At 64.9% G+C, this 16130-nt stretch carries 15 protein-coding genes; 13 read left to right on the forward strand and 2 right to left on the reverse strand.

Going from position 1 to position 16130, the window contains the following annotated elements; all coding sequences use genetic code 11:
• Nucleotides 1-414 precede the first annotated feature (414 nt).
• The 6 genes from gpt to AB5Y53_RS15845 all read left to right on the forward strand — a co-directional run bounded on the left by gpt (nt 415) and on the right by AB5Y53_RS15845 (nt 6110).
• Nucleotides 415-882, forward strand: a complete 468-nt coding sequence (gene gpt, locus AB5Y53_RS15820) for a xanthine phosphoribosyltransferase (RefSeq protein ID WP_039040347.1) — start codon at nt 415-417, stop codon at nt 880-882.
• Between the two features lie 174 nt (nt 883-1056).
• Complete coding sequence (frsA, locus tag AB5Y53_RS15825; protein WP_010675462.1) at nt 1057-2325, forward strand: esterase FrsA; 1269 nt, start codon at nt 1057-1059, stop codon at nt 2323-2325.
• A 62-nt stretch (nt 2326-2387) separates the two neighbouring features.
• Nucleotides 2388-2780 (forward strand): sigma factor-binding protein Crl, encoded by a 393-nt coding sequence (gene crl / locus AB5Y53_RS15830; protein ID WP_039040346.1) that lies wholly within the window; start codon nt 2388-2390, stop codon nt 2778-2780.
• A gap of 145 nt (nt 2781-2925) precedes the next feature.
• The gene (gene proB / locus AB5Y53_RS15835; RefSeq protein ID WP_010675460.1) at nt 2926-4029 is read left to right on the forward strand and encodes a glutamate 5-kinase; all 1104 of its coding nucleotides are present in this window, start codon (nt 2926-2928) and stop codon (nt 4027-4029) included.
• A 32-nt stretch (nt 4030-4061) separates the two neighbouring features.
• Nucleotides 4062-5318 (forward strand): glutamate-5-semialdehyde dehydrogenase, encoded by a 1257-nt coding sequence (locus AB5Y53_RS15840; protein ID WP_262512438.1) that lies wholly within the window; start codon nt 4062-4064, stop codon nt 5316-5318.
• A gap of 156 nt (nt 5319-5474) precedes the next feature.
• A complete protein-coding gene (locus AB5Y53_RS15845; RefSeq protein WP_368182521.1) occupies nt 5475-6110 on the forward strand; it encodes a murein L,D-transpeptidase catalytic domain family protein in 636 nt (211 codons plus the stop codon).
• 92 nt (nt 6111-6202) lie between these two features.
• On the opposite strand, the gene AB5Y53_RS15850 is transcribed toward AB5Y53_RS15845, so the two are convergent.
• Nucleotides 6203-6634, reverse strand: a complete 432-nt coding sequence (locus AB5Y53_RS15850) for a universal stress protein (RefSeq protein ID WP_041212463.1) — start codon at nt 6632-6634, stop codon at nt 6203-6205.
• Between the two features lie 194 nt (nt 6635-6828).
• On the opposite strand from AB5Y53_RS15850, the gene AB5Y53_RS15855 reads away from it, so the two are divergent.
• The gene (locus AB5Y53_RS15855; protein ID WP_042865053.1) at nt 6829-7572 is read left to right on the forward strand and encodes a hypothetical protein; all 744 of its coding nucleotides are present in this window, start codon (nt 6829-6831) and stop codon (nt 7570-7572) included.
• Between the two features lie 43 nt (nt 7573-7615).
• On the opposite strand, the gene AB5Y53_RS15860 is transcribed toward AB5Y53_RS15855, so the two are convergent.
• Nucleotides 7616-8119, reverse strand: a complete 504-nt coding sequence (locus AB5Y53_RS15860; protein WP_368182524.1) for an RNA methyltransferase — start codon at nt 8117-8119, stop codon at nt 7616-7618.
• A 284-nt stretch (nt 8120-8403) separates the two neighbouring features.
• On the opposite strand from AB5Y53_RS15860, the gene AB5Y53_RS15865 reads away from it, so the two are divergent.
• The 6 genes from AB5Y53_RS15865 (at nt 8404) to AB5Y53_RS15890 (ending at nt 16112) form a co-directional block, all read left to right on the forward strand.
• Nucleotides 8404-11028 (forward strand): molybdopterin-dependent oxidoreductase, encoded by a 2625-nt coding sequence (locus AB5Y53_RS15865; protein ID WP_368182525.1) that lies wholly within the window; start codon nt 8404-8406, stop codon nt 11026-11028.
• 28 nt (nt 11029-11056) lie between these two features.
• On the forward strand, nt 11057-11815 hold the full coding sequence (gene cobA / locus AB5Y53_RS15870; protein WP_368182526.1) for a uroporphyrinogen-III C-methyltransferase: 759 nt from the start codon (nt 11057-11059) through the stop codon (nt 11813-11815).
• A 125-nt stretch (nt 11816-11940) separates the two neighbouring features.
• Nucleotides 11941-12525, forward strand: coding sequence for an ANTAR domain-containing response regulator (locus AB5Y53_RS15875; RefSeq protein WP_010675452.1), 585 nt, complete (start codon nt 11941-11943; stop codon nt 12523-12525).
• 343 nt (nt 12526-12868) lie between these two features.
• A complete protein-coding gene (locus tag AB5Y53_RS15880; protein ID WP_368182529.1) occupies nt 12869-14224 on the forward strand; it encodes a CmpA/NrtA family ABC transporter substrate-binding protein in 1356 nt (451 codons plus the stop codon).
• A 14-nt stretch (nt 14225-14238) separates the two neighbouring features.
• The gene (locus AB5Y53_RS15885; RefSeq protein WP_052815472.1) at nt 14239-15198 is read left to right on the forward strand and encodes an ABC transporter permease; all 960 of its coding nucleotides are present in this window, start codon (nt 14239-14241) and stop codon (nt 15196-15198) included.
• Between the two features lie 92 nt (nt 15199-15290).
• Nucleotides 15291-16112: an ABC transporter ATP-binding protein gene (locus AB5Y53_RS15890; RefSeq protein WP_010675449.1), complete on the forward strand. Its 822-nt coding sequence runs from the start codon at nt 15291-15293 to the stop codon at nt 16110-16112.
• Nucleotides 16113-16130: the final 18 nt, after the last annotated feature.

Consider the following 16130-nt stretch of genomic DNA (forward strand, 5'->3'; position numbering starts at 1 on the left):
AGGTGCGTGAGGATCCTCTCCTCCCCCTGCTATTTTTTTGCCCGAATGTCATGGAATGTGTGTCAAACGGCTAACCGGTCGGTGTCGCCGGAGCCCTCCCAAAAGGGCGACAGAGCGGAAGATGGCGGACATTTCCTGTTTTTCGCATACGTTTGCCGCTCAATTTATTCATAAAGAGTGCTATCATACCGGCCCAACAGCCGGCCCGAGATCGGGAGTCCACCCGAGATGGCCGCCAGCTACATCCCATCCCTGTTCGCATTGCATCCGTTTTTGCCGCCGAGGCGTCAGCCCCGAGGCCGAAAAAGTGCAAGCAAAATTCGGGAAACGGGGTGCCAGAATTGACCTGAACCCGTCTCTTTGCCGGGTTTCGCCTCATAAGTGATTGCTTTATAACTCGTTGAGATCGATAGCATGCCAAAAAAGTTCTATGTATCGTGGGATAACCTGCAACGCGAAGCGCGCCGTCTGGCCCGTCGTCAACTGCCTGTCAGCCAGTGGAAAGGGATCATCGCCGTCAGTCGCGGTGGTCTGGTGCCTGCGGCCCTGATGGCCCGCGAACTTGGCATTCGCAATGTCGAAACCCTCTGCATCTCCAGCTATGACCACGACAACCAGCGCGAGCTGGTGGTGGTGAAGGCTGCCACCACCGCAGGTGACGGCGAAGGCTGGCTGGTGGTGGACGATCTGGTGGACACCGGCGGCACCGCCAAGGCGATCCGCGAGCTCTACCCCAGAGCCAAGTTCATCACCATCTTCGCCAAGCCCATGGGCGAACCCCTGGTGGATGACTTCGAAGTCGCCATTCCGCAGGACACCTGGATTGAACAGCCCTGGGACATGGCGCTGGAGTTTGCCAAGCCGATCTGCGACGAAGCGTAATCGCTGTACCGGTCGCGACCAGTGACTCCCCGGCATTCGGGAGCGGACTGATCCGTCGTGATGCAAGGTTGACCGCATTGAGCCCCTTTTGGGGCTCAATGCGTTTCTGGTGTGGCTGCTCGATGTGAAAAGTGGTTAAGATGGGACATTGTTTGAGACAGAAGAGCCACCATTTTGGAACCAAACGACGATACCAATCTGACGGAAAAGCTGTTTACCCGGGTCAAAAAGGTATTGGAAACTTCCGAAGTCTCCAACTCGAGCCCAGTCGACGAGCAAGACAGCGCACTGTCTGACAGCTTCATCGATGGCGCCCTGTCGCCCCGCTGGTATCGCCTGCTGCGCAGACCGACCTGGGCCTGGCAGGGGGCCGATCCCGTCGAGGTGGAGCAGACCCTGGCGCACATCGCCATGGGGCAGGGGGAGCGCAGTCACGAACGCTATCTGGACACCATCAAGGGCTATGTGCCCGGCAACTGGGTCTATGAGTGGAGTCAGCTCGCCGGCCGTTATTTCAATACGGGGCGGACGCTGCTGGGGGAAGGGGATCGCGCCGCGGCGCTGAAGAGCCTGCTCAAGGCAGTGCGCTACTACTCCATCGCAAGCTACCCCCACCTCAAGCACGACGAGCTGGCGGATCAGGCCCAGTTGCTCGGCAACATGGCCTATCGCGAGGCCGGACGCCTGTTCAAGGTGCCCCTCAAGGAGTTGCAGGTCCCGTTTCGGGGCAAGACCATCCAGGGCTACCTGCATCTGCCCACCACCGAGAAACCTGTGCCCCTGGTCATCGTCAGCGGTGGCATCGATTCGCTTCAGGTGGACTTCCTCAACTTCTATTTCAAGTGTCTCGAGCCCCACGGCATCGGGATGCTCTCCCTGGACATGCCGGGCACCGGCTATGCCGAGCACTGGCCCCTGGTGCAGGACACCAGCCGCCTGCACCAGGCGGTGCTCAACTACCTCTCGGAGGTGGCCTGGGTCGATCACCAGCGCATCGCCATGGTGGGGTTCCGCCTCGCCGGCAATGTGGCGGCCCGTCTCGCCTTCGTCGAGCCGTTCAAGCTTAGGACCGTGGTCTGCATCGGTGCCGGCATCAACCAGGTGTTCACCAATCAGGAGATGTTCGCCCGCTGCCCGCGCATGATGCGCGACGGGCTGGCGAACCGGCTGGGGGCGGACGCGGCCCAGTGGGATCTGCTGCGCACCAAGTGTCAGGTCTTCTCCCTCAAGACCCAGGGATTGCTGGGGAGTCGCACTTCCGTGCCGATATTGAGTATCGGGCACAAGAAAGATTTTATTTGTCCCGAGCAGGATGTCCGGGCATTGGCCGCTGCGAGTCGCAACGGCAAGGCGGTGGTGTTTGACAAGCAACCACTGCTCGAGGTCTATGACGAGGCACTGAAAGAGACGGTAGATTGGCTCAAAAAGCACTTATGTACATGATATAAAACTAAAAATGTAACATCACCATGTGATGGTATGGCTTGTTCAACAGGGAGGTTAGCATGTCAGAAAGAGTGACTTACAAGCGATTGCTGCGGCAGTTCGCGGCCATTGGCCCCTATTTGCGTGAAGACCTGTGCGAGGAGGGCCGCTACCGCTTTGACTGCCTGTCCGTCTGCGTCAGCGCCAAGCCTGCCCCGGACAAGCGGGAGTTCTGGGGCTGGTGGCTGGTGCTGGAGCAGGCGGATCACAGCTTCAGCTACCACTATCAGACGGGGTTCTACAACGCGGACGGGGAGTGGATCGACAAGGCGCTGCCCAAGAAGCATCAGGCGGAAGTGGAACGCACCCTGCAACATTTCTACAAGCTCATCAGCGGCAAATTGACCCAGCTGGAGTGCACCCTCTCCCCCGCGAAGCAGGTGACCGCCGAACTGAGCGTGACGGCAGCCTGATCCCCAAGCCCCGCATCTTCCCGGTGCGGGGTACCCCGATGCTTTGTCACCAAGCCCGCAACTGCCTGGCGAGGCTTAATTGCCTTGCAGGGCAGGGGGGCCGTGGGTATAAAGGGATTCCTTACTTTTCTAACCCTTCGTTCCCATGGAAAACAGAACCATAGTCGTCAAACTGGGCACCAGCGTGCTCACCGGGGGATCTGCCCGCCTCAACCGTGCCCACATGGTCGAGCTGGTCAGACAATGTGCCGCCTTGCATCGACACGGGCACCGTGTCGTGCTGGTCACGTCGGGGGCCATCGCCGCCGGTCGTGAGCATCTGGGCCACCCTCCGCTGGCGCCTACCCTGCCGAACAAACAGATGCTGGCGGCGGTGGGTCAGACCCAGCTCATCCGGGTATGGCAGGACCTGTTCAACCTCTACGGGCTGCACATCGGCCAGATGCTGCTGACCCGCGCCGACCTGGAAGACAGGGAGCGCTACCTCAATGCCCGCGACACCCTGCGCACTCTGCTCGATCACCGCATCATCCCCGTCATCAACGAGAACGACGCCGTGGCCACCGCCGAGATCAAGGTGGGGGACAACGACAACCTCTCCGCCCGTGCCGCCATCCTGGCGGATGCGGACTTGCTGATCCTGCTCACGGATCAGAAGGGGCTCTTCACCGCCGACCCGCGCACCAACCCGGATGCCCAGCTCATCGAAGAGGTGCAGACCATAGATGACACCCTGCGCTCTCTTGCCGGTGACAGCGTGAGCGGCCTTGGCACCGGTGGCATGGCCACCAAGTTGCAGGCCGCCGACGTGGCACGCCGCGCCGGGGTGGACGTGGTGATCGCCACCGGCCAGATCCCGGAAGTGATCGGCCGCCTCGCCGCCGGGGAGCGGGTGGGGACCCTGTTCCCGGCCCTGGCATCTCCCCTGGAAGGGCGCAAGAGCTGGATCCTGGCAGGCCCCCCCCCTCACGGCGAAGTGCAGGTGGATCAGGGGGCCGTGGCCGCCATGCAGGAGAAGGGCTCCAGCCTGCTGCCCAAGGGCATCGTCGCGGTGAAGGGAGATTTCGTGCGTGGCGACGTGGTGCGTATCCTGGATCCCAAGGGGAGCGAGCTGGCTCGCGGCATTTGCCGTTACGACCATCTGGAGCTGGATCGGCTGCGGGGTGTCCACTCGGATCAGATTGAACAGGTATTGGGTTACGGCTATGGGGCCGTGGCCATCCACCGTGATGACATGGTGCTGCTCTGAACAGGGCGGCACCGCATGAACAAAAGGGAACTGTGATGAGTCTGGAGAAAATGGGGCAGGCGGCCCGTGAAGCCGCCTATCAACTGGCCACCGTCAGCACGGCACAGAAGAACCGGGCGCTGGCGGCCATCGCCGATGAACTGGAAGCACGCAGTGCCCAGATCCTGGCGGCCAACGAGAAAGACATCGCCGCCGGGCGCGAGGCGGGGCTCACGGAAGCCATGCTGGATCGCCTGCTGCTCAACCCGGCGCGCCTTGCCGGCATAGTGGCGGATGTGCGCAAGGTGATCACCCTGGACGATCCGGTCGGGGCCGAAATCGACAGCCGGGTGCTGGAGAATGGCCTGCGCCTCTCCCGTCGCCGGGTGCCCATCGGGGTCATCGGCGTCATCTACGAGGCGCGCCCCAACGTCACCATCGACATCGCCAGCCTCTGCCTCAAGACCGGCAACGCCAGCATTCTGCGTGGCGGTCGCGAGACCTTCCACTCCAACCTGGAGCTGGTGCGGGTGATCCAGCATGCCCTGGCGGCATCCGGCCTGCCCGAGGCGGCGGTGCAGTACATCGACAACCCGGACAGGGCGCTGGTGGCCGAGTTGCTGCGCCTCGACCGCTACGTGGACATGATCATACCCCGCGGCGGCGCGGGTCTTCACAAGATGTGCAAGGAGAACAGCTCCATCCCCGTCATCATCGGCGGGTTCGGTATCAGCCATATCTTCGTGGACGAGAGCGCCGATCTGGCGCGTTCCCTGGCGGTCATCGAGAACGCCAAGGTGCAGCGCCCCTCCGCCTGCAACGCCCTCGATACCCTGCTGGTACACGAGAAGGTGGCGGCAACCTTGCTGCCGCAACTGGTGGCTCTGATGAACGAGCGCAAGGTGACCTTGGTGGGGGCGCCCAATGCCATGGCGCTGCTGGCTGGCAGCGACAACCTGTGCGACGCGGGGCCGGAAGATTTCGACACCGAGTGGCTGGGGCTGACCCTGGGGGTCAAGGTGGTGGCGGACGTCAACGAGGCGCTCGCCCATATGCGCGAGCACAACGCCGGCCACTCCGATGCCATCCTGACCAACTCCCTCGCCAATGCCGAGCGTTTCGTCAACGGGGCCGGTTCGGCGGCGGTCTATGTCAACGCCTCCACCCGCTTCACCGACGGCGGCCAGTTTGGCCTCGGGGCCGAGGTGGCGGTCTCGACCCAGATGCTTCACGCCCGTGGCCCCATGGGGCTGACCGAACTCACCAGCTACAAGTGGGTGGGGCAGGCGGATTATCTCAGCCGTGCCTGATCCAGGCACGCTCAGCAAGCAGGACAATGCCGACTCAGGTCGGCATTTTTGTGCTTTTTTATTGCTCGCAATCAATGGCTTGCATATAACTATCCAGCAGGATGCGGTGTCACCCGGGGCATCAGGCCAGCGACAGCAAGGGGAGCAACTTCAAGGATGAAGGGACAGGATAGGAGTGCGTGGTGGGGCAGCCTCTGGCTGAGCCTGCCACTGCTGCTGGGGGCGCTCTGTTTCAGCGGCGCCAGCCACGCCAGCTGGGACCAGGATCTCTATCGTCAGATCGGCCTGGCTGGCAAGCTCGACAGCCGCGTGTTTCGCAAGGCCCTGGACGGTTACCAGAGCGTGCGCCACAAGCGAAAACCCATTCTCACCATCATCGACTACAGCAAGCCCTCGACCATGCGCCGGCTGTTCGTCATCGACGTCAAGCGCCACAAGCTGCTCTACCACACCTGGGTCAGCCACGGCCGCAATTCGGGGGAGCTGGCCGCCCGCCAGTTCTCCAATCAGATGAATTCCCGGCAAAGTTCCCTCGGGGTCTATCGCACCGCCGAGACCTATCAGGGCAAGCACGGTTACTCCCTGCGTCTCGACGGCCTCAGTCCCGGCAAGAACAGCAATGCCCGCAAGCGCGCCATCGTGGTGCACGGGGCGGACTACGCCAGCCCCAGGCATCTGCAGAAGTTTGACAAGCTGGGGCGCAGCTGGGGATGCCCGGCCCTGCCAAGGGAGCTGTCCAGGGCGATCATCGACACCATCAAGGGAGGGAGCGTCATCTATGCCCATGGCTGAGAGCCTGCCCGCGAGTGTGCTGCGATGAGCATCTCATGGCAATCAACAGCAAAAAGGCCAGCATATGCTGGCCTTGGCGCATCAGGGGGGGATTATTTGCGGACCACCAGCACAGGGCAGGGGGCGTGGCGCACCACGGATTCCGCCACGCTGCCCACCAGCAGGTGGGTGATGCCGGAGCGGCCATGGCTGCCCATGACCACGAGATCCACCTTGTCTTCCTTCGCCTGGAGGACGATTTCATCGGCGGCGCGGCCAAAACGGACCTCGAACTTGGCCGGAATGGGCAGGCAGGCGACCAGTTCCTTGAGCTGACTTTTGGCCTGGCGTTCCATCTCGTGGGTGATCTCGATGGCCGTCATGTGCAGGATCTTGTAGCTGTCGAAGCCGTGCAGCTGATCCACCACGTGGACCAGTTTGAGCTCGGCCTGGTGGGTGTTGGCCATGAAGACGGCGTAGTCGAGTACCGCTCTGGACATCTCGGAGAAATCGACGGGGCAGAGCAGGGATTTGATGGTTGGCATGAGAATCTCCCCTCAGGTTGGGCTACTAATGAATCTTGTTTGCCATGATACGCTGTGGGGCGACAATAACCCTCGACCCGCTCGCAAAATGGGGAAAATGTCGGCCGGGACTCTGTTTTTCTATGCTATCTGTATGCCTGAACGGGCCGTCCGGCGGTGAGCATCTGCCGAGTGCCATATCACTGAGGATATTCATGGTTCGTCTTTTTCTGTTCTGTTGCCTGCTGATCACCTCGTTCGTGCGGGCAGACACCATACACGTCTATTGCGACGACTGGCCCGGCTTCTGTCACCGGGACGGCAAGGGGGTCTATCTGGATGTGGTTCGAGCCATCTATGAACCCCTGGGGCACGAGGTGAAGCTTCATATGGTGCCTTACAAACGGGCACTGGCGGTGGTGTCGCAAAAGGAGGGGGACATGGCGATGGGGGTCTATCGGGGAGAGGTGCCCGGGGTCCATCAGCCCGACTACCCCGACTCGGCGGACTACGTGAGCGTGGTGATGCAAAAGCGCTGGCTGCCGCACTGGGCAGGGGAGCACAGCCTCAAGGAGCAGGAGGTGCTCTGGCTGAGGGGGTGGGCCTTTGACAAGTTCATCCCGGAGCCGATGCGCTGGTTCGAGATAGACAGCCACGAGATGGCGCTGCAATTGCTGATCAAGGGGCGTTACCGCTACTACCTGACCGACGGCGCCCTCTACCCCGAAGGCTCCCTTCCCCCCGAGCTGGTACAGGTATTCCTGCGCTGGATCCCGACCTACCCCATCTTCGCCGATACCCCGAAGGGCAGGCAGTTGCACGGGCTCTGGGATCCCGGCATGCGCACCCTGATAAGGCAGGGCAAGCTGGCGGAGATCTATCGGCAGAACAAGCTCTACGACTACTACCAGGACTTTCTCAGGGAGCAGGTGGTGCGGGCGAACAAGCCACAGCCCTAGCTGTCGGGCCTGATGCCGTCATCGGGCCCCTCTTGCCCCGCCCTTAGTCTTTGGCTCTGAGCGTCTTGGCCAACCGGTCATAGAGGATGACGTTGACCGAGGCGGCCAGGTTCATGCAACCCTGAGTCGGCACATAGATGACCTCCTTCACCGCCGCGAAGCGGGCGGGTTCCAGAGTGCCATCCTCCGGGCCGAAGATGTAGAAGGCTCTCTCGGGGTGCACGTAATCCGGCAGGGGCGTGGCCCCCTCGATAAGATCCACCAGCACAGGGGTGCAGCCCTCGGGCACGAAGTCCAGCAGCGCCTCGACCCCGAGCAGGGGGATCTTCTCCACCATCTGCTTGGTGTCGGTGACAAAACGGCGTGCCAGCTCGAAGCGCTGCCCCGTGTAGTAGACCTCGTCCGCCCCGTAGCAGCCGGCGGCCCGCATCACGGCGCCCACGTTCTCCGGGGATTTGGGATTGACCAGCCCGATGGCGCAATAGTCCCCTCTCTCCCGGGTATCTGCCCGGTGCTGCCCGGCAGCGCCTTCATCTGACACTTTCATCTCTCTCTCCTGTGTGGCGGCGCATTATACCCCCGGTGGGCCCCTTTCCCAGCGTGCGGGGCGGATTCCCGCAAGGCGGGCCCAACAAGGGGGCGGCTGCACCGTGGCGGCGCAGCCCGACCCCCTGATGCGCAATGGCGGCGCCCCTTGCATCCTGGCGCGGGGTTTGCAGTCATTTCCCCATACAAGACGATGAGGCATCTGGACAAAGGCGTCCGTCCCCGCAGGGGGGCGGACGCTTTTTTTATGGGCCCTTCGTCAGACACATGACAAGGAGCAAGGGAATGAAGACCACCTGTGCCTATTGCGGAGTGGGGTGCGGCATCCGGCTGAGCCGGGAGGGTGACAACTGGCAGTTGCAGGGGGATGAGCAGCATCCGGCCAACGGCGGCGCCCTGTGCGTCAAGGGGGCCAGCCTGCTGGAGAGCCTGGCCTTTCCCGATCGCCTGCTCTATCCGCGCTGGATGGGGCAGCGCATCGGCTGGGAGGAGGCCCTGGACACCCTGGCGGAGCGTTTTGCCGCCATCCTGGCCGAGTCCGGGCCGGGTGCCATCGGCATCTATCTGTCGGGCCAGCTCACCACCGAGGATTACTACGTCGCCAACAAGCTGATGAAGGGGTATCTGGGCAGTGCCAACGTGGACACCAACTCCCGGCTCTGCATGTCGTCGGCGGTGGTGGCCCACCAGCGCGCCTTCGGGGAGGATCTGGTGCCCGCCTGTTACGAGGATCTGGCGCTCGCCGATCTGGTGGTGCTCACCGGTGCCAACACCGCCTGGACCCATCCCGTGCTGTTTCGCCGCCTGCAGCAGGCCAGGGCGCGGCGCCCCGAGCTCAGGCTGGTGGTGCTGGATCCCCGCCGCACCATGACGGCGGAGCAGGGGGATCTGCATCTGGCACTCAAACCCGGCAGCGACGTGACGCTCTGGAACGGCCTGTGCCGCTACCTGCTCGATGTCGATGGCTGGGACAAGGCCTATGTGGCGCAGCACGTGAGCGGCTTCGAGGCGTTGGCGGCGGCGCTGGACGATCCGGCCTGGCAACTGGACGAGGTGGCCCGCAGCTGCGGCCTCTCCCGCAGCGATCTGCTCGGTTTCTACCAGCTCTTTGCCCGCACCCCCAAGACCGTCACCCTGTTCTGCCAGGGGATCAACCAGTCCAACCAGGGGGTGGACAAGGCCAACGCCATCATCAACGCCCACCTGATGTGCGGTCGCATCGGCAAGCCGGGGGCGGCTCCCTTCTCCATGACGGGGCAACCCAACGCCATGGGAGGGCGTGAGGTGGGAGGGCTCGCGACCCAGCTCGCCGCCCACATGGGCTTTGGCGAGGCCGAGTGCGATCGGGTACAGCGCTTCTGGGGAAGCCCGACCATGGTGCGCGGGCCGGGGCACAAGGCCGTCGAGCTGTTCGAGGCGGTGCACCGGGGGGAGATCCGCGCGCTCTGGGTGCTCGGCACCAACCCGGCGGTCTCCCTGCCGGACGGCAACCGGGTGCGCGAGGCCCTGAGCCGCTGCGAGCTGCTGGTGGTCTCCGAGGTGACGGCCAACACCGACACGGCGCGCCTCGCCCACCTGCTGTTGCCTGCCGCCGCCTGGGGGGAGAAGAGCGGCACCGTCACCAACTCCGAGCGCACCATCAGCCGCCAGCGCGCCTTCCTGCCCCTGCCGGGGGAGGCCAGGCCCGACTGGTGGGCCCTGACCCGGCTCGCCCGTCGGCTCGGCTTTGGCGAGGGGTTCGCCTATGAGCACGAGCACGAGATCTTCTGCGAGCATGCCGCCCTCTCCGGCTTTGAGAACGACGGATCCCGCCAGTTCGACATCTCCGGGCTGGCGGGTCTCACCCGTGCCGAATTCGAGGCCCTTTCTCCCCTGCGCTGGCCCGTCAACGCTGACTGGCCCCAGGGGAGGGCCCGCCTGTTCGAGGATGGGCGCTTTGCCACCCCGGATGGCCGGGCCCGCCTGCTGCCCCTGGCCCAGCGCTTCCCCGAGCAGCCAGAAACGCCCCCGCTTGCAGGGGCTGTCTCCCTGCTCCTCAACAGTGGCCGCCTGCGGGATCAGTGGCACACCATGACCCGCACCGGCCATGTGCCCCGGTTGCAGGAGGCCGAGCCCTGGCCCAGGGTGCGGATGGGGGCCGCCAGCCTGCTGGCGCTTGGCGTGAAGGAGGGGGACCTGGTGCGCCTTTGCAACGGGCTTGGGGAGGCGCTGCTGCTGGTGGGACTGGATGAGGGGCTCAGGGAGGGGGAGGCCTTCCTGCCCATGCACTGGACCGACAGCCAGTGCAGCCAGGGGGCGGTCAACCGCCTCATCGCCCCCGTGGTGGATCCCCTTTCCGGCCAGCCGATGTTCAAACAGGGGCGGGTGCAGGCCAGGGCGCAGCCCACCCGCTGGCAAGGGCTCTGGTGTGGCCGGGGTGAGTGGCGCGAGCCGGTGGACTGGTGGGCCAGGCGTCCCCTGCCCGAGGGGAACTGCACCCTGCTGGCCTCCTGGTCAGAGAGCACAGAGAGCCTGTGGCAACGGCTGGGGGCCGAGGGGCACTGGCTCAGACTGCCCATGAAGGAGGGGTGGCTGGCCGTGGCCCTGGCCGGAGATCGCATCGAGGGGATCCTGCTGGTGGGGGCGCGGCGCCTGGACATCAAGGTCGACCTGCTGGCCAGTCTGCTCGGCACGCCGCTCCAGGCGGGGGGCCTGAGCCAGACCCTGAGCCAGGCCCTGGCCGGGGAGAGCCGGCTGGTCTGCTCCTGCCTGCGGGTCTCGGAGCAGCGCATCGTCGATGCCATCACCCGGCAGGGGGTGAGCGAGCTGGCGGGGCTGCAGGCTCTGCTCGGCTGTGGCAGCAACTGCGGCACCTGTCTGCCCGAAATCGACAAGCTGTTGATCAAACATGTTTTCCTGGCATCCGCTTAGTGCGGTGCCAGGACACAAGGAGCCTGAGATGAGCCAAATCAGTCTGGTGGGAGCGGGCCCCGGGCCCCTCGAATTGTTGACCCTGCGCGCCCTGCACCGTCTGGAGGCGGCAGAGGTCGTGGTCTATGACCGCCTGGTGGGGAGCGAGATCCTGGCCCGCATTCCCCACGGGGCGGCCCGCTTCGACGTGGGCAAGCGCTGTGGTGAGCCGAGCCCGACCCAGGAGGAGATCAGCGCCCTGCTGCTGGCCCTGGCCCGCACGGGCAAGCGGGTGGTGCGCCTCAAGGGAGGGGATCCCCTGGTGTTCGGGCGCGGTGGCGAGGAGGCGCTGCACCTGGCCCGGCACGGCATCGAGGCCGAGCTGGTGCCGGGGATCACGGCGGCCCTAGGGTGCGCCGCCAGCAGCTTCATTCCCCTGACCCACAGGGGGCTGGCCCGCTCCCTGACCCTGGTGACGGGGCACCTGATGGACGAGCGCGACTATCAGGGCTGGCAGGGGCTGACCCGGGCGGGCCACACCTTGGTGTTCTACATGGGGCTGGAGCGGGCGGCCCGCATTCGGGAAGGGATGTTGAGGGCGGGGGCTCCGGGTGCGCTGCCGGTGGCCCTGGTGGTGGCTGGCTGCAGCCCCCGCCAGCAGGTGCACGAGGCCACGCTCGATGGCCTGGAGCAGGCCGCCCGTGCCCTGCTGGGCCAGAGCCCGGTGCTGATCATCATGGGGGAGGTGGTGCGGCTGCGCGCCGAGCTGCAGGGGCTGCTGACGGAGGCCCTGGAACGGGTCGCCTGAGGGGCGATTTTCCCTCTACCCCCACTACCTCCTGATAGATAAAAAGGAGGTAGATTCAAAGAGTTGGCCTTCATGTTGCGGCATTTTCGCCAGACAGAACGCGATCGTCGCCGGCAAGGAGCGCCATGACCACTTTTTCCACCCGGGGCCAGGACGGCCCCGCTTCCCGGCTGTTGATCCACGCCGATGACCCGGGCCAGGCGAACCGCCTGGCCCTGCTGGTCAGTCACTACGGCCATCAGCCCGGGATCCTCGATACCCGCCAGTTGCTGACTCCGACGCAGAGGGGGGATGCCCTGCTCGTCAGTTGTCGCCAGTTCAGCGCCGAGGTACGCCTTGGCCTCTCCCTTTGGCCCGACATGCCGCGGCTCTTGTTCTGCGAGCGGCTGGGGGGCGATACCCAGCTCGCCCTGTTGCAGCAGGGGGTGTTGCTGGTGCCCCACCCTTGCGGCGAGCGTGAGCCGGTGGAGCAGTGGCTGCGTCTGGCCCGCAGTCAGCTCGCCATGGTGCAGGCCCTGATGCAGACCGAGAGCGAGCTGCGCCAGAAGCTGGAGGATAGGCGGCTCATCGAGCAGGCCAAGGGACGCCTGATGCGCCATCAGGGGCTGGACGAGGATGAGGCCTATCGCCTGATGCGCAGCACCGCCATGAGCCGTCACCTGAGCCTGGGGGAGCTGGCGCGGCAACTGCTGCAGGCTTTGCCCGCCTGAGCGCTCCCGTGGCCAACCGTTTTGGTGCAACTGCGCTTAATTGAGGCAAATTTGAGGGAGGATCAGGGCACCACAGACCGCAAAGGGCCGCCTGATGCACCCTGGACGAGCTGGCACGGAAAGTGAATAACAAAAACACGATAGCAATGAAGTAACGATGCGCAGTGAGGGGCCGGTCAGGTCACTCACCCGCAACAGGGCAAAGAAGCCCCGCCGATCCCGGATCGGCGGGGCTTTTTTTGGTCGCGACGCACCTTGGGTCGCAGCGCTGCAACGAGGTGGCACTGCGATTCCAGGCAGCCTGGCGCCATGGCCCTGACCCGGAACCGAGGGAGGAGATGCAATGAACGGACGACAAGGATGTGCGGGACTGCTGCTGGCGGCGTTGTCGCTGCCGGTGCTGGCACTGGGAGCCCCGGAGCAGGAGGAGCTCAGGCTCGGCTTCATCAAGCTGACCGACATGGCGCCGCTGGCGGTGGCCTACGAGCGTGGCTATTTCGAGGATGAGGGACTCTACGTCACCCTCGAAGCCCAGGCGAACTGGAAGATCCTGCTGGATCGGGTGATAGACGGCGAGCTGGACGGTGCCCAGATGCTGGCGGGCCAGCCCCTGGCGGCCCACATCGGCATCGGCACCCAGGCCGAGCTGGTGACGGCGTTTGCCATGGATCTCAACGGCAACGCCATCACGGTGGCCAACAGCGTCTGGGCCGCCATGGCGCCCCAGTTGCCCAGGCCGCAGGCGGGCCAGGTGCCGCCCCCGGTGAGCGCCGCCGCCCTCAAGCCCGTGGTGGCGGAGTATCGCAAGGGGGGCAAGCCCTTCAACATGGGGATGGTCTTCCCCGTCTCCCCCCACAACTACGAGCTGAGGTACTGGCTGGCGGCAGGTGGCCTGCATCCCGGTTTCTATGCACCCCGACTCGGCGACAACTCGGGCCAGCGCCAGGCGGACGTGCTGCTGTCGGTGACGCCGCCCCCCCAGATGCCCGCCACCCTGGAGGCGGGCACCATCGCTGGCTACAGCGTGGGGGAGCCCTGGAACCAGCAGGCGGTCGCCAGGGGCATAGGGGTGCCCGTCATCACGGATAACGAGATCTGGCGCAACAACCCGGAGAAGGTGTTCGGCGTCACCCGGCAGTGGGCCGAACGTCACCCCAACACCCATGTGCGGCTGGTGAAGGCGCTGCTGCGGGCGGCCTGGTGGCTGGATGCAGACGACAACGGCAACCGGCGCGCGGCGGCCAAGCTGCTGGCCAAACCCGAGTACGTGGGGGCCGACGAGCAGGTGATCGCCAGCTCCATGACGGGTACTTTCGAGTACGCCAGGGGAGACAAGCGCCAGGTGCCGGATTTCAACGTCTTCTTCCGCCACCACGCCACTTATCCCTACTACTCCGACGCCATCTGGTACCTGACCCAGATGCGGCGCTGGGGCCAGATCCCCGAAGCCAGGCCGGATGCCTGGTTCGAGGAGGTGGCCAAGGCCGTCTATCAACCGGACGTCTATCGCCAGGCCGCCGAGGCCCTCATCGCCGAGGGCAAGCTCAAGGCCAGTGACTTCCCCGACTTTGCCAGCGAGCAGGGCTATCGCGGCCCCCAGGATGGCTTCATCGACGGCCTCATCTACGACGGCCGCCACCCCAACGCCTACCTGCAACAGTTCGCCATCGGCCTCAAGGGCGATGAGCGGGTGCAATGAGCAAGGAGATCCCGATGAAACGACACACATGGCCCCTCATCCATTTAAAAGCCATCAACTGGAAAATCATGGTGCAGCCCCTGCTCGGCGTGCTGCTCTTCCTCGGCCTCTGGCAGTGGGGGGCGAGCCAGGTGCAGACCAGTCTGGGCACCCTGCCGGGGCCGCTCGCCACCGCCAGCCAGCTCTGGTCCCTCGGGCAGGAGCATCTGCAGGAGCGGGAGAAGGCGGCGGCCTTCCTCGAACGCCAGCAGGTGCGCAATGCGGCAAGGCTGGCGGCGGATCCGGCGGCCGAGGTGAAGCTGCGTCCCTACACAGGGCGCCCCACCTTCTTCGATCAGATAGCCACCAGCCTGCTCACCGTGCTGTGCGGCTTCGCGCTGGCGACCCTGATCGCCATTCCGTGCGGGGTGCTGCTCGGCATGAATCAGGGGCTCTATCGCGCAGCCAACCCGGTGATCCAGCTGCTCAAGCCGGTGTCGCCGCTGGCCTGGCTGCCCCTCATCACCCTGGTGGTGAGCGCCCTCTACGCCAATCCCGCCCCCTGGCTTGCCAAGTCCTTCCTCACCTCGGCCCTGACGGTGACCCTCTGCTCCCTCTGGCCGACCCTGATCAACACGGCGGTGGGGGTGGCGGGGCTGGATGGGGATCTGCACAACGTCAGCCGGGTGCTGCGTCTCTCCTTTGTGACCCACGTGCGGCGCATCGTGCTGCCCGGGGCCCTGCCCATGATCTTCACCGGACTACGGCTCTCCCTGGGGGTGGCCTGGATGGTGCTGATCGCGGCGGAGATGCTGGCCCAGAACCCGGGGCTCGGCAAGTTCGTGTGGGACGAGTTCCAGAGCGGCGGCTCTGCGTCTCTGGCCCGCATCATGGTGGCGGTGATCACCATAGGCCTCATCGGCTGCGCCCTGGACAGGGGCATGCTGGCCCTGCAGCAGTGGTTGTCCTGGGACAAGCGCCAGGTATTGCGCTAGGGACGCCTGCGGGCAGCCAAGACAGCACAGGCCCTGCAGCAGTGGCCAGGTGCTGCGTTAATCACATTTCTATTCAGGCAGGAGAAGAGCCAATGAAGAGTTATCTGGAGATAAGCGACGTCGGCATCTCGTTCGAGACGGAGCAGGGCAGCTTCGAGGCCTTGAGCCGGGTCAACCTGCGCATCGAGAAGGGGGAGTTCGTCTCCCTCATCGGTCACTCGGGCTGCGGCAAGAGCACGGTGCTCAACCTGGTGGCCGGGCTGCTGGAGCCGACCCTGGGCGGCATCATTCTCGATGGTCGCGAGGTGGCGGGCCCGGGGCCCGAGCGGGCCATGGTGTTCCAGAACCACGCCCTGCTGCCCTGGCTCAGCGTCCAGCAGAACGTGGCGCTGGCGGTGGCCCAGGTGGAGTCTGACAAGCGGGCGGTGGCGGAGCGGGTGGACTACTACCTCTCCCTGGTGCAGATGGATCACGCCAGCCAGAAGATGCCCCACGAGCTGTCGGGGGGGATGAAGCAGCGGGTCGGCATCGCCCGCGCCCTCTCGCTCTCCCCCAAGGTGCTGCTGATGGACGAGCCGTTCGGCGCCCTCGATGCCCTGACCCGGGCCCATTTGCAGGACGCGCTGATGGCGATCCAGGCGGAGCTTGGCAACACCGTCATCATGATCACCCACGACGTGGACGAGGCGGTGCTGCTCTCCGATCGCATCGTCATGATGACCAATGGCCCCAGCGCTACCGTCGGGGAGATCCTGACCGTGGACCTGCCAAGGCCCAGAGACAGGGTCGCCCTGGCGGACGATCCCCACTACCACAAGCTGCGTCAGCAGGTGCTGCGCTTCCTCTACGAGAAGCAACGCAAGGTGACCCCCCTCAAGGCAGCCGGGCAGGTGCGCAGCAAGCTGCGCGCCTGAGCCCGCCGGATTCAAGGA

This window comes from Aeromonas sp. R7-5 (assembly GCF_040908015.1).
Taxonomy (GTDB): Bacteria; Pseudomonadota; Gammaproteobacteria; order Enterobacterales; family Aeromonadaceae; genus Aeromonas; species Aeromonas caviae.

Coding starts and splice junctions, on each gene's coding strand:
- AB5Y53_RS15880 (WP_368182529.1), top strand. CDS start 12,869: ATGAACGGACGACAAGGATGTGCGGGACTGCTGCTGGCGGCGTTGTCG.
- cobA (WP_368182526.1), top strand. CDS start 11,057: ATGAGCCAAATCAGTCTGGTGGGAGCGGGCCCCGGGCCCCTCGAATTG.
- proB (WP_010675460.1), top strand. CDS start 2,926: ATGGAAAACAGAACCATAGTCGTCAAACTGGGCACCAGCGTGCTCACC.
- AB5Y53_RS15890 (WP_010675449.1), top strand. CDS start 15,291: ATGAAGAGTTATCTGGAGATAAGCGACGTCGGCATCTCGTTCGAGACG.
- AB5Y53_RS15860 (WP_368182524.1), bottom strand. CDS start 8,119: ATGAAAGTGTCAGATGAAGGCGCTGCCGGGCAGCACCGGGCAGATACC.
- AB5Y53_RS15850 (WP_041212463.1), bottom strand. CDS start 6,634: ATGCCAACCATCAAATCCCTGCTCTGCCCCGTCGATTTCTCCGAGATG.
- crl (WP_039040346.1), top strand. CDS start 2,388: ATGTCAGAAAGAGTGACTTACAAGCGATTGCTGCGGCAGTTCGCGGCC.
- AB5Y53_RS15885 (WP_052815472.1), top strand. CDS start 14,239: ATGAAACGACACACATGGCCCCTCATCCATTTAAAAGCCATCAACTGG.
- AB5Y53_RS15865 (WP_368182525.1), top strand. CDS start 8,404: ATGAAGACCACCTGTGCCTATTGCGGAGTGGGGTGCGGCATCCGGCTG.
- AB5Y53_RS15875 (WP_010675452.1), top strand. CDS start 11,941: ATGACCACTTTTTCCACCCGGGGCCAGGACGGCCCCGCTTCCCGGCTG.
- AB5Y53_RS15845 (WP_368182521.1), top strand. CDS start 5,475: ATGAAGGGACAGGATAGGAGTGCGTGGTGGGGCAGCCTCTGGCTGAGC.
- gpt (WP_039040347.1), top strand. CDS start 415: ATGCCAAAAAAGTTCTATGTATCGTGGGATAACCTGCAACGCGAAGCG.
- AB5Y53_RS15855 (WP_042865053.1), top strand. CDS start 6,829: ATGGTTCGTCTTTTTCTGTTCTGTTGCCTGCTGATCACCTCGTTCGTG.